Below are 13,585 nucleotides of genomic sequence, written 5' to 3'. Positions count from 1 at the left end.
TACCAAATGAATTTTAATATTATATTTACCCTATAAACATAACAACAATGGAACAACACAAACTGGACGTATTTGACACCGGGGGCCTGGACGAGCGCTCCAAAGCCTATTTACTGGAAACCACCCGCTGGACCAAATTCCTGGCCATTATGGGCTTTATCTTTGTGGGGCTTATGATCATTATCGCCCTGGTACTACTGGTGGCAGGATCGGCGCTCAGTGCTTATTCCGGTAGTGGCCTGGCTGTATTGGGCGCTACGGGCGGCAGCATTGTCATGCTCGTAATCATCGCGCTGTACGTATACCCGATCTACGCCCTATGGAAGTTTTCGACCAATATGAAAAGCGGTATCAATACCGCCAACCAGGAACAGATCATAGAAGGCTTCCGTTACCAGAAGAATATGTACCGTTTTATGGGCATCCTGATGATCATTGTCCTGGCTTTCTATTTACTTACTATTATCGCTTCTGTCTTCTAAAGTCGTCATCGGCTTCAGCAGGGAATATAACCAAAGAGCAGGCGCCTATAGACGCCTGCTCTTTGGTTATTATTATTTATGACGGGAGCTTACCTGCCGCCGCCGCCCATCTGGCCGCCTGCGCCTTGCTGGCCACCGCCTTTGTTCTCTTTAAGATCGTCGTTGTCGATACTTTTCTTAGGCCCGGTAAAGCTCATTTTACCAAACCTGTAGTTGAACGAGATCCGGAAGCCGCGGGCATAGACCATGTTCTCGCTGCGGAAGTTGGCATTGAGATAAGTATAGTCGGTTACCATTTTGATTTTGGGGGTAAAGAAGTTCTCCGCTACCAGGGTCAGGTCGCCCTTACCTTTGAGCACGGTACGCTTCAGCCCTACGGTGTAGAAGTACCATCCCGTTTGCGTTCCCTGCAGCATTACCTGCTGACCAGCATACATACCGAAACCTTCGGCCGATAATTTATCCGTGATCTTAACGGAGCTGTACAGGTTGAAGTCGTACTGTACGCCTTTGTTTTCGATACCGAGGCCACCGCTCTTCAGCATTTTATAATACAGGTTACCGTTCAGGTTGATGGTCCAGCGTTCAAACAGGCGGGTAGATCCGAAGAGGTTCATACCAAGCGTATTGTTGACCGCTACGTTGCCATAGGTGCTGCGACTTACGCCATCGCTGCCCACCTCGGTATAGGCTTCGATCGCATTGCCTGTTCTGCGGTAGAAACCGGACAGGTTAATGGTGCTGTTGCCCAGCATGGTGCTGTATCCCAGCTCGATGTTATGCGTTTGCTCCGGCGCCAGCGAAGGGTTACCGGTACTGACGTTCAGCGGATCGCTAAAGTCGGTATAAGGGTTGATATAAGTAATGGAAGGCCTTTCGATACGCTGGTTATAACTCAGCTTCAGTTTATTGAAGTTTTTCAGATCCCAGGAGAGAATGGCATTGGGCAATACATTATCAAAGCTGCTGTTGAACTTACCACCACGGTCGCGCAGGGAACCGTCGATGGCCGTATGCTCGTAACGCAGGCCTACGATAGCGCTCAGCTGTTTGCTGATATTGGTCGTAAACTGGGCATAGGCAGCCGCCACCTGTTGGGTGTAACCCAGGCGGTTGGTACGGGCCGGATCAGGAATAAAATCGCTGCCGGTACCCATGGTCCAATTGGAAAGCGCGTAGTCACTGCTTACATTACGATTGATGTACTTGAGACCGGTTTCCAGTTTCTGGTTATGTTTGGCAAAAGGGTGCGTGTAATCGGCCTGCAGGGTAAACTCTTTGTTGACCGATTTGTTTTCGTTGCGCTCCTGGTAGTCATTTACCTGTTTCACATTGTTCCACTGGGTGAGGTCGTACTTACTCGTATTATTGTCGATCGAGTACATGGAAAGGATGTCCAGTACGCGTTTCGGGTTACTCCTGAATTTCTTGGAATAAGATCCGTTGAAGGCGTAGTTGGAACGCGGCGTTTCCGAATTATTCACCCGGGAATAATCGAGGCCCATTTTAGGATAGGAAGTATGCTGATCGAGATCGTTCTTCCAATTGCCGGGGTTTACATTGAAGCCGGCCTGTACCGATTGCAGGGAATCGATATCGTAGTCGGCCGTAAGGCTGCCCCACATAAAGGGTCCGCCGCCGGTATTATTGTTGGTCTGTTTCAATACGCTTTCCTGCGGTGTGCCCGGGAAATCGGTACGCGTGGTGGTGCCTTCCGATTTGGAGGTCCAGCGACCGCCGCCCAGGTTACCGGTCAGGCCGAATTTCTTGTTCCTGTAGCTGGCGTATACGCCGCCATAACCGTTTACCGTCTTTTGCTCCAGGCGGTAGTTCAACCCGGAATAGATTGCGCCACTCAAACCTTTCATCAGGTTTTTCTTGGTAATGATATTGATTACACCGGCCGTACCTTCGGCATCGTATTTGGCGCCGGGACTGGTAATCACTTCTACCGATTTAATGTTTTCGGAGGGGATCTGCCGCAGGGCATCTTTTACCGTTGCCGCGATAATGGTGGAGGGCTTACCATCGATCAGTACTTTGATATTGCCGTTGCCACGCATCTGTACATTACCGTCCAGGTCTACCGTAAGCATCGGTACCTTGCGCAACAACTGGTCGGCCGTAGTGCCTTTGTTGGTTGCGTCCTGGTCGGCGTTATACACAATACCATCGGGTCTTTGCTCGATCAGCCGGCGGTAATCGGTTACCTGCACTTCTTTCAGCTTTTGGCTACCGGAGTACATACCGATCATACCCAGGTCGATGGCCCGGCCCGAAGAGTCGACTGTAATGCTGCGGTCTGCACGGTTATAACCAACATAAAATACAGAAAGGGTATACTCGCCCGGTTCCACTTTGGGGAACTCGAAATAACCGGCGCTATCGGAGTTAATGCCATCTTCTGCTTTAGTGCCTTTGCGGGCCAGGGTTACCGAGGAGAACTCGAGGGCTTCTTTACTTACGGAATCTTTTACCGTACCAGATACTTTGACGGCATAACTGATATTCTGCTGTACCTTCTGGTTTATTTTACTCAGATCAAATTCCTGGGCTCTCGTTCTCGACTGGAAAACGAAGTACAATGGAATAATCAAACACAAGCGTTTCATGCTAAATGGGGATTTGTCATGCAAAAGTAAAACTTAAGTCCAGAGGGCGGCTAACGCCTTTGGGGTGAAAATTGATTGGGATAAAAAAGGCGGAGCGGGCCGTATTATCACGCCCGCTCCGCTTGTTTAAGCCTTCCTGGCCGGCAATTATAAGCCGGCCTGTGTGGCCAGCACGTCTTCCAGGGTTTCGCGCCGGCGGATCAGTTTTACCTTATCGCCGTCGACCAGCACCTCGGCAGGGCGCAGCCGCGAATTATAATTAGAGGCCATGGCAAAACCATAAGCGCCTGCATTGTGGAAACAAAGAATATCGCCTTCGTTTATTTCTTTCAGAGGCCGGTCCCAGGCAAAGGTATCCGTCTCGCAGATATAACCCACTACGGTATACACCCTTTGTTTACCATGGGGGTTGGACAGGTTGGTGATGTGGTGGTAGGCATCGTATAAAGTAGGCCGCATCAGGTGGTTAAAACCGGTATCGAGCCCCGCAAATACAGTAGCCGTGGTCTGTTTGATCACATTGACCTTTGCCAGGAAATAACCCGATTCGCTCACCAGGAATTTGCCGGGTTCGAAATGGATCTGGATATCGCGGCCATAATCTTTACAGAATTTCTTATAGCGCGCCGTCATTTTTTTGCCCAGCAGTTTAATATCGGTGGTAACATCGTCGGGTTTATAAGCCACTTTAAAACCACTGCCGAAGTCGATGTACTGTATATCCGGGAAGTCGAGCGCCAGGTCGAACAGGATCTCTGCGCCGTTCAGGAATACATCCACATCGAGGATATCGCTGCCTGTATGCATATGGATGCCTTCCACCTTCAGGTTCAACGATTTGATCAGCCGCTCTACATGGCGCATCTGGTGGATCGATATACCGAATTTACTGTCGATATGCCCGGTCGATATTTTGTAATGCCCGCCGGCCATGATATGCGGGTTTACACGGATACATACCGGCACCGTGGCGCCGTATTTGTTGCCAAACTGTTCGAGGATGGAGATGTTGTCGATATTGATTTTCACACCCAGCTCCACACAGGCTTCGATCTCTGCAAACGAAACACAATTGGGCGTATACAGGATCTCTTCCGGGCTGAAACCCGCCATCAGACCAATCTTCACCTCTTCGATGGATACCGCGTCGAGACCGGCGCCCAGCTCACGGAACAGGCGGAGTACCTGCAGGTTGGTCAGCGCCTTGGCCGCATAGTGTATCTTTACATTGCATTCCTTAAAAGCGTCTTCCATCTTACGGTATTGCCTGCGCATCACTTCTGCGTCATAAACATAAAGCGGGGCCCCGTATTCATCGGCCAGGGCGATCAGTTGCTGTTGGGTGATCGATGTACTCATTTTTTGCGTTGCTTATTTTTTTAACGGACATAAAAAAAAGCTTACCTATCCAGGTAAGCTTCAAGTATTTATTGAATTCAGGCTACAATAAAACAGCGGCTCACCTTTCGGGGTAAAGCTTTATCTTTTTTATCTGTTTTGCTGTAGGAATGCTGATCATATTTCTATTCGAACGGGGCCAAAGGTAATCATAAATTTCAAATATGGCATTTCTGTCCTGTTTATTTTCCGGCCTGCGTTTAGTAAATATTGCTTTTCACCTTGCGCTCCGGGCTTTTGGTCTTGCGGTTATGCGGCATATTGTCTATACGTTGTTTGAGCCGCAGGCTATCGGTATGGGTTACATACTGGAAGTCTTTTTTAAAGATCAGGTCGTCGACCTGGTATTCTTCTTCGCGGGTAAGCTGGCCTGTACGGGCGTCGTAATAACGCCATAGGCCATGCTTCATGGTACCGCGCTCGCTGGGTACCACCACCATTACTTCCTGGTCGCTCAGCGGGTCGGTTACCCATATCGAGTCTACTTTATTGTCGGGGTTAAGACCGCGGTAGGTGCCGATACAGGTCAGCTTGCCCTCTTCGTAATACTGCGATTCGCCGTTGAGTACCCCGCGCGAAAAATTCTCGATCGATACCAGGCGGTTTTCGCCGTCCAGCTTGATCCAGCGACCCGTTTTACGGTCGTCTTTATAATTGCCGAATTCCGAATATGCCGGTTCGCCGCGGAGCGCTTCGTGCCGGTAAAACCAGGTGCCCTGTTTCTGTTTCCGTTCGTCGGTCCTGTTCAAACTGTCTTCCGGTTCTTTTTTAACCGGCTTCGTCTTTTTCGTTTGCCCCAAAGCAACAAGGCAACCCGAAAGAGTTGCCAAGAGTAATAAATATTTAATGCTGTTCCAGCCCATCCGGAGGGAAATTTTAAACACCGAATATACGAAAAACGGCGTAAAAAAGGTTATACCGAAAAGGATTCGCCGCAACCGCAGGAACTGCTGGCGTTGGGGTTGTTAAAAATGAAGCCACGGGCGTCCAGGCCGGTTCCGTAGTCTATTTCCATACCCATCAGGTACAGGCCATGGGCCTTTTTCATAATCACTTTAAGTCCCTGTACTTCGCTTTCTACATCGTCGGCTTCTTTTTTATCGAAACCCAGTACATAACTCAGGCCCGAACATCCGCCGCCTTTAACGCCTACACGTAAAAACATTTCCGGGTCGAAATCGGGCTGTTCCCGCAGCCTGTTCAGCTCTGCCGCTGCACGCTCGGTAAAACTTACCGGAGCTACCATTTCTGTTGTACTCATATCTTCTGGAATTAAAAAATGTTCTGGTTATTGTTTCTGTCCCACGGCCTGCTGATCACCATCATCTTCTTTGGGTTCGCCGCCTTTTTCCCCGTTATCCGGTTCGATAATAAACTGCGGGAAAATCATGTTCTGACCCTGTGCCTGGCGCAGCTTTTCGTCGAGGAAAGCGCTATAGCTGCCATACTGGTTCATCAACTGGTAACCCGAGTTGGTGAGGGTGAGCTTGCCCGCATTGCCGAAGCCGATCACGGGGTTTACCAGGTTGGTGCTGAGCAAGATATCCCAGAGGCGTTCTACCTCGTTTTCGGGAAGGCTAATGCTGTTGGGGATCAGGATCTCATCGTTTAAAGCACGTGTGGTCTTATCGCCATTATTATAGAGCGCATTCAATGCGACATCGATCATGTGTATGTCCTGTTGTTTCTTATCTGCCATAACGGTTTGCTGGCAACGGTTACGGAACCGTTTTACAATTTGTCCTTTTTTATTGTGACTCGAAAGATTTTTAATTGCCATAGTATAACTTAAAACGAAGGTTATCAATCAGCGGATCATATCCTTGCCAGGATCGTCTGACCGCCCTTTACCGCCTCCCCGATCTTTACATCGATCTTGGTCCCTACCGGGAAATAGACGTCAACCCTGGAACCGAAACGGATAAAACCGAATTCGGCATTCTGCCCGATCGCATCACCATCCTTTACATAGTACTTGATACGGCGGGCCATGGCTCCGGCTATCTGGCGCATCAGTAAAGTTATGTTATTATTGCTTACCACCACAGTAGTCCTTTCATTTTCAGTAGAAGATTTGGGATGCCAGGCTACCAGGTATTTGCCCGGGTGGTATTTTACATAATCTATTTTACCGGCAATCGGGCTACGGTTTACGTGCACGTTCAGGGGCGACATGAAAATAGAAACCTGCAGCCTTTTGTCCTTGAAATACTCTGTTTCCGTGGTTTCTTCGATCACGACCACTTTTCCGTCGGCCGGCGCCACGATCAGGTTTTCACCTTCGGAGAACTTGCGTACCGGGATGCGGAAGAACCAAAGCACCCAAAACCACAACGCGAAAAACACGATCTGTATCAACCAATACAATACCGGTATAGAATAAAGAAAATGAAAATTGAGCCAGCTGATGCCTGCCCAGAGTATGGTTGCAATAAGGATGTGTATATAACCTTCGCGATGGATGTACATAGTACCGTTTTGGGTTTTAGAATGTGAGGTTTAAAAAATTTTGAATAAAGATCAGGTGTGTCTGCGCGGGCAAAGATACGGGCTAAGTGTGTACCATAAAAAATGCCGCGTAACAAAATGCAAAAGGCAGGGTAACCAGTAACGAATCGAAGCGGTCGAGCGCGCCGCCATGGCCGGGCATGATATTGCCGGAGTCCTTAATACCCGCCATACGCTTCAGTTTGGATTCGAGCAGGTCGCCGGCAGTACCGGCTACGGCTGCGCAAAAGGCAAGCACCATCCAGTCGGACATATGGTATTGTTGTAAAGGCGAAAAATAGCCCCATACCGCAGCGCCAGCAATCGTCAACAGGGCGCCCCCGGCTGTTCCCTCCCAGGTCTTCTTCGGCGATATCGGCGAAAAAGGAGTACGCCCGATAAACGAGCCTACGATATAAGCCATGGTATCGTTCATCCAGATCATCAGGATGAGCGCCAGCGGGATAGCGAAATGAAAACTGCCCGCTCCGCCCCGCAGGGTAATCAGGCAGGCCATGGGTATGGAAATATAAAGCAGGGCGGCCAGTGCGGTGAAACCCGCTGTGAGCGCCGTTTTCTTTTGCAGGATGGTAACCAGCAGGATAAGCACCGGCAGGATAAAGGATACGACGAAAAAGCCCGGAATGATGGCCAGTAAAGGCACGGAGAGCAATACCACCACACCGGCCACCTGGGTAAGCATGGTTAACCAGGATGGGAAATAGGCTTCCGGAAAGATTTTGGCCACCAGGGCCATAAACTCGCGGATGCACAGGAACTGGATGAGCAGGGCCAGGCCGATAATGGCCATGGGATGGCTGTACAGCAGCCCGAACATCATAATAATTGCAAATACGATTGCAGAACCTAAACGGGTGAAAAATACGGGCCAGTTCATGTTGTCGATTTAAAATAAGTTAAGCAGGCGATTGGTCGTTGGACTGCAGCTCGGTATCGGGATACACCACGCTCCAATCGGCCGGTAAAGGGGTACGCGCCCGGTTAAGCTGCCAGATCGCCAAAAGAGCCACTACCAGTCCGCCGGCAAAGAACCCGATGGTGGCGCCGGTATTTTTATCCAGGGCCTGGAGCTGCGGCGATGTGTTTTCATAAGTGGCCAGCACCACCTGCAGCGCGTTAAAAATCAGGTGCAGCAATATATTCAACCACAGGCTGGAGGTAATATGATAGACCCAGGCCAATACTGCGCCGGCCAGCATAATAGGCAACAGCTGGTACAGGGAAGCATGGAATAGGGCAAAAATTATCGCCGATACGGCAATGGTCAACCCGGTTTTCCTGAGCCAGGTATGGGCAAAGCGCTGTACTACACCGCGGAAAAACACTTCTTCACAGATCGCCGGTATAAGCGCAATGAATACAACATTGCCCAGTAAATCGAGCACGGTGCCTGATTGCAGGTAAAGCTGGATCATTTGCTCCCGCCGCTTTTCCATTTCGTCGGCCACTTCACCCAGGTCCAGCTCTTTGATCCAGCTCCCCAGCACCGATACCACAGGTAACATGGCCAGGGCCAGCAGTACCACCCAAAGGAGCTGCCCCTTCCGTTTCGGCTTTACAAAACCGAGATAACGGAATGGCTCCGGAGCTGCAAGGTAGGCAAAGACGACTGCGGGCAGGAGAAAACCGACCAGGGCGCCAAGCGCTTGCATCCAGATCATTAGTTGCGGGTAATTCTGGATTTGTGTATTGTAAAACTTGCTGAAATCGGGGATAGTAAGACCTGTGCTGCGCTGCGCAATCAAGGGAAGTGCCGCCGTAAACAAAAGCTGTAATACCGACCAGAATGACAGGAATATCAATAGCTGGATGGCCGACGGCTGTACCCTTAGATATTTTTTGAACATGGAGGTGACTATAATTCAGGACAAAAGAAATAACGTTATCTTTATCTTTGATTCCGTTATTTTTACTGATAAAGGCTGCAAAAATACGCTTTCGCCGGGCAAGCTGCAAAACAAAAAATCAGGGCCCGGCAACAGGAGCGGACCGGTGCAGGCCGGTTGTTCACACATCATGCTTAAATTATTCCTAAAAGCCTAAAAGCCAGTTATCTTTCACTTAATTTTACCCATATACCTGCTGTTGTGCCGCGTACCCGGAACAGCAACAGGTTATTATCGTACCAAAAGTCATATATGAATAAAAAATTTGCCGCTACCCTGGTTGCCGCTACCCTGCTTTCGGGTGTGGAAACTGCTCCTGTTTTCGCACAAAAACATAAAAAAGATCAGAAAGAAACCCACCCGGCGCTGCAACCCTGGCAAGTGGACACGCTTATGCATCCTATTCCCTTTAACCGCCAGCTGTTTACCGACAATGTAGCCAAACAGGTAAAAGCGGCAGACGCCCGCGATGGCGAAGTGGATGGCAAAATAGAACTGGAAGATGCGGCCACATCGGCGACGCTGACCAAAGCCCTGCTGGTGGACATCCCCCTTATCGATATCCATATCGAGAACCTGGATGCCGAGCACCAGACCAAGATCAAATACCACCGCGCGCTGGAAAACCTGGCCCGCAGGCTGAACGGTAAAAGTTATACGGCCGATAACGCGATCTATATCAAAAAAATGGTACGCAATTTCGAAGACATGGTTATTGCCCTGGAACAGAAAAGGCCGATGGAATTTGCCAAAGAAAACGCCAATATCTACAGCCTGGACAACAGCGAACTGCTCGATGCTTACCCCGAAGTAAAAGCGTATGTATTTGAAGAGGTGGGCAAGGCCAACCCCGAAATGATGATCAAAAGGCTGAAGGACTTTGCCAAAGAGTCGTATGCCGACCCGATCGTAGCGGCCGCCGCACGCGTGGTACCCGGCACCATACTCACCTATGCCACCTCTACCAGCAGCCTGAGCGCCGTAGTAAAACGCAATAAAGATCCGCTGGTGCAAACCATTGTGCAGATTGCCACCGAGTCGCGTACCCCATTGCGTGCCCTGCCCTTCCTGAAGGATATCTACAACAAGAAAAAAACCATAGCCGAGGTCGATGCCATTACCAACGACCCGGTAGCTTATTATAAGAACCTGGTACGCCTTAAGATCGAAAACAACGAAGGCGTGTCGGACCGTGCCATCGAGCAGGAGCTGAACTACCGCGGCCTGCAGTTTGTACGTGTGGTCAACGAACTGCACGACTCCCCGGCCCCGGTGCGTTTCAAATCCCTTTTGAACTTTAACGCCGAGGAGCTTTACTTTATGATGATCGGCAGCCAGGACGAGATCTATACCTCCAGCTTTACCTGGATGTGCAACCGTATGATCGAGCAGATGAAACCGCAGACCGGCGATGAGTTGCTGACCAAGGTAAATAAAAGCCACTTCCGTACCTTCCTGCGTATGTGTGCCGGTTACAATACCCTGTCGTCGTTCCTGGCCACCATGAACGATAGCCGCAAGACCGACCTGATGAAAGAGTTTGTGGCCAACCTCGAAAAGGGTGGTCCTGATGACCTGGAAGACGCTGTGGACGTGGCCGACGCCTTCGGCAGCATTACCGATCCCAACCTGATCAGCTTCCTGCAACAGGAGGTAAGAAACAATTACGAACGGGCTTCCAACAGCGAGAAAGGCATTATCGTTTATGGCCTGCTCACCACCATCTTCAAAGGCGCCGATAACTCGGCCGCACTCAGTGGCGACCTCCGCGACCTGATCCCGCCGATTACGTATGTGCCGCGCAGCAGCCTGCAGAACGACAAGGGAGAAGTGATCGAACAGATCTTCTTCTACGGCGATAAAGACGGTATGGGCGCTTATAACAACTACCTGAACACTTATAAGAACAATAAGTGGAAAATAGCCACCAACGAATATTGGAGCACCATTACCTCCGTTGGTCCCAACCCGGTGATCATTTACGCCAACCGGCCGTTGCCGGAAGAGAAAGGCGAAGATGAGATCGCACAGAAAAAACTGGCCGCCTATCTCGCAGAGAACAACATCGTGCCTACCGTGATCATTCACCGCGGGCACAGCTACTTCCTGCCCACTACCCTCGAATACCTCAGCCCGGCAATCAAGATCGTTATGCTGGGTTCCTGCGGCGGCTACCACAACCTGGCCAATGTACTCAATACGGCCCAGGACGCGCATATCATTTCCTCCAAACAGGTAGGTGCGCTTAATGTCAATATGCCGATCATTAAGGCGATTGACGACCAGCTGCTGTCGGGTAAAGATGTAGACTGGATCCAGATGTGGGAAGGCTTATCCAAATATTTCTCCAGCCGCGGGGCCCAGGAAAAAGACCTCTTCAGCGACTACGTGCCACCGAATAAAAACCTTGGCGCCATCTTTATTAAAGCTTACCGCAAGCAATTGCAAAAAATGGAAGGATAACAACCGATGATGAACTTACCGAAAAGAACGGCATGGTTGCTGGTAGCAGTTACAGGCATATCGATGCTGAGCTATACCGATACCTTTGCCCAGAAAAAGAAGAAGAAAAAGAAAAAAGAAAAAACCGAACAGCTACAGCCCTGGGAGGTGGATACGCTCATAAAGCCGATCCCCATTAACCGCCAGCGCTTTACCGACAACGTGGCCAAACAGGTACGCACAGCCGACCTGCGTGATGGCAGCGTAGACGGCAAGATAGAGCTCGACGACAAGGCCACCTCGGCCGTGCTTACCCAGGCCCTGCTACGCGATGTACCGCTGATCGAGATACACATTGAGAACCTTGCCGGTACCGGTGCTGCCGACCAGACCAAGGTACGCTACCACCGTGCCCTGGAAAATATGATGAAGCGGCTTAATGCCAAAACCTTTACCGTAGCCAATGCTACCTATATCAAAAGATCGGTACGCAACTTCGAAGAGATTATTATAGCGATCGAAGAGAACCGGATCATGGACTATGTAAAGGAGAATGCCAATATCTATACGCTCGACAACAGCGACCTCCTCGATAACCACCCGGATGCCAAGGGTTATGTATTTGAAGCTATCGGCAAACAGAACCCCGAGATGATGATCAAACGGCTGAAAGAGTTTGCCAAAGAACCTTATGCCGACCCGGTGGTAGCCGCTGCCGCGAAAGTGGTGCCCGGCACTATTCTTACCTACGCCACCTCCACCAGTATGCTCAGTAATGTGGTACGGCGCAATAAAGATCCGCTGGTGCAGACCATTGTACGCATCGCCTCCGAATCGCGCACCCCGCTGAAAGTATTGCCCTTCCTGGGCGACATCTACAACAAACGGAAGACGGTTGCACAGATCGACGCGATTACCAACAACCCGGTAGCGTATTATCAGAACCTGGTACGTCTTAAAACCCAGGGCGAAACTATAGCCGATAAAACCATCGATGCAGAGATCAATTACCGCGGGCTCCAGTTTGTGCGGGAAGTAAACCGCCTGCACGATGCCCCCAATGCCACGCGCTTTAAGTCCCTGCTGCCTTTTGGCGCCGAAGACCTGTACTTTATGATGATCGCCAGCCAGGACGAGATCTATACCAGTAGCTTTACCTGGATGTTTGACCGTATGCTGGAACGTATGAAACCCAAAAGCGGCGACCAGTTGCTGGAGCAGGTTAAAAAATCGCACTTCCGCACCTTTATCCGTATGGCTGCAGGGTACAATACGCTTTCCTCGTTTCTGGCCACTATGGAAGAAAGTAAAAAGATGGCCCTGATGAAAGAGTTTGTTTCCGACCTGGACAAGGGCACGGAAGATGAGCTGGAAGATGCCGTGGATGTGGCCGATGCCTTCGGCAGTATTACCGATCCCAAGCTGGCGGCTTTTCTTAAGGACGAGGTGATCAGCAATTACGAACGTAAGAACCAGACCAAAAAAGGCATTGTCGTATATGGCCTGCTCAGTACTATTTTTAAAGGTGCAGAAAACTCGGAGGCCCTGAGCGGCGACCTCGACGACCTGATACCACCGATTACCTATGTACCTTACGATGCCCTGCGCAATGCCAAAGGCCAGGTGGTGGTGCAAACGTTCTTCTACGGGGACGAAGATGGCAAAACCTCGTTCGCCAGCTTCAAATCCAACTTCCCGGCGGCTAAATGGAAAAGCGTAACCAATAAACAATGGATTACCTATACGTCTACCGGTGCCCACCCGATTATTGTTTATGCCAACCTGCCGCTGAGCGAACCTAAGGATGAAGAAGCACAACGCGCGCTGGCTACTTACATGGACGAACACGATATCGTGCCCACCATGGTGATCCACCGCGGTCACAGCTACCACCTGGGCGGTTCGCTGGAAAGACTTACCCCCGACGTAAAAGTGGTGATGCTGGGCTCCTGCGGCGGTTACCATAACCTGGCTACCGTACTCGATAAAGCCCCCGATGCCAATATCATTTCGACCAAACAGGTAGGATCGTATACCGTAAACGAACCGATCATCCGTAATATGTTCGACCAATTGCTCGAGGGCCGTAATATCGACTGGATCAGTTCCTGGACTACGCTGGGCCGCTACTTCGCTTCGAAGGGCAGTCATGAAAGAGACCTGTTCAGCGATTATATACCGCCCAACCGCAACCTGGGCGCCATCTTTATCAAAGCCTACCGCAAACAACTGCAGAAACTCGACGAAAACGACTAAG

The 13,585-nt window shown here is 50.3% G+C and carries 11 protein-coding genes; 3 read left to right on the top strand and 8 right to left on the bottom strand.

Annotated elements, in window-relative coordinates; all coding sequences use genetic code 11:
* Nucleotides 1-47: 47 nt before the first annotated feature.
* Nucleotides 48-482, top strand: coding sequence for a hypothetical protein (locus B0I18_RS12270; RefSeq protein ID WP_106523015.1), 435 nt, complete (start codon nt 48-50; stop codon nt 480-482).
* An 89-nt stretch (nt 483-571) separates the two neighbouring features.
* Here B0I18_RS12270 and B0I18_RS12265 read toward each other — a convergent pair whose 3' ends face one another.
* The 8 genes from B0I18_RS12265 to B0I18_RS12230 all read right to left on the bottom strand — a co-directional run bounded on the left by B0I18_RS12265 (nt 572) and on the right by B0I18_RS12230 (nt 8,847).
* Nucleotides 572-3,094: a TonB-dependent receptor gene (locus tag B0I18_RS12265; protein ID WP_106523014.1), complete on the bottom strand. Its 2,523-nt coding sequence runs from the start codon at nt 3,092-3,094 to the stop codon at nt 572-574.
* Nucleotides 3,095-3,241: 147 nt separating this feature from the next.
* Nucleotides 3,242-4,453, bottom strand: coding sequence for a diaminopimelate decarboxylase (gene lysA / locus B0I18_RS12260; RefSeq protein WP_106523013.1), 1,212 nt, complete (start codon nt 4,451-4,453; stop codon nt 3,242-3,244).
* Between the two features lie 239 nt (nt 4,454-4,692).
* The gene (locus B0I18_RS12255; RefSeq protein ID WP_146146732.1) at nt 4,693-5,322 is read right to left on the bottom strand and encodes a toxin-antitoxin system YwqK family antitoxin; all 630 of its coding nucleotides are present in this window, start codon (nt 5,320-5,322) and stop codon (nt 4,693-4,695) included.
* Between the two features lie 83 nt (nt 5,323-5,405).
* On the bottom strand, nt 5,406-5,753 hold the full coding sequence (locus B0I18_RS12250) for a HesB/IscA family protein (protein WP_106523011.1): 348 nt from the start codon (nt 5,751-5,753) through the stop codon (nt 5,406-5,408).
* A gap of 27 nt (nt 5,754-5,780) precedes the next feature.
* Nucleotides 5,781-6,272 carry a hypothetical protein gene (locus B0I18_RS12245; protein WP_106523010.1) on the bottom strand — a complete coding sequence of 164 codons (492 nt, stop codon included), beginning with the start codon at nt 6,270-6,272 and terminating at the stop codon, nt 5,781-5,783.
* Between the two features lie 35 nt (nt 6,273-6,307).
* Nucleotides 6,308-6,961 carry a phosphatidylserine decarboxylase family protein gene (locus tag B0I18_RS12240; protein ID WP_106523009.1) on the bottom strand — a complete coding sequence of 218 codons (654 nt, stop codon included), beginning with the start codon at nt 6,959-6,961 and terminating at the stop codon, nt 6,308-6,310.
* A gap of 82 nt (nt 6,962-7,043) precedes the next feature.
* Nucleotides 7,044-7,877: a phosphatidate cytidylyltransferase gene (locus B0I18_RS12235; RefSeq protein WP_106523008.1), complete on the bottom strand. Its 834-nt coding sequence runs from the start codon at nt 7,875-7,877 to the stop codon at nt 7,044-7,046.
* A gap of 19 nt (nt 7,878-7,896) precedes the next feature.
* Nucleotides 7,897-8,847, bottom strand: a complete 951-nt coding sequence (locus B0I18_RS12230) for a CPBP family intramembrane glutamic endopeptidase (protein ID WP_106523007.1) — start codon at nt 8,845-8,847, stop codon at nt 7,897-7,899.
* Nucleotides 8,848-9,138: 291 nt separating this feature from the next.
* On the opposite strand from B0I18_RS12230, the gene B0I18_RS12220 reads away from it, so the two are divergent.
* Both B0I18_RS12220 and B0I18_RS12215 read left to right on the top strand, forming a co-directional pair.
* On the top strand, nt 9,139-11,349 hold the full coding sequence (locus B0I18_RS12220) for a hypothetical protein (RefSeq protein ID WP_106523005.1): 2,211 nt from the start codon (nt 9,139-9,141) through the stop codon (nt 11,347-11,349).
* A gap of 9 nt (nt 11,350-11,358) precedes the next feature.
* Nucleotides 11,359-13,584, top strand: a complete 2,226-nt coding sequence (locus tag B0I18_RS12215; protein ID WP_146146731.1) for a hypothetical protein — start codon at nt 11,359-11,361, stop codon at nt 13,582-13,584.
* Nucleotide 13,585: the final 1 nt, after the last annotated feature.

This window comes from Taibaiella chishuiensis (genome assembly GCF_003014535.1).
Lineage (GTDB): Bacteria > Bacteroidota > Bacteroidia > Chitinophagales > Chitinophagaceae > Taibaiella > Taibaiella chishuiensis.
The sequence above is the reverse complement of the archived record's forward strand: the minus strand, read 5'-3'. Positions and strand labels throughout refer to the sequence as shown.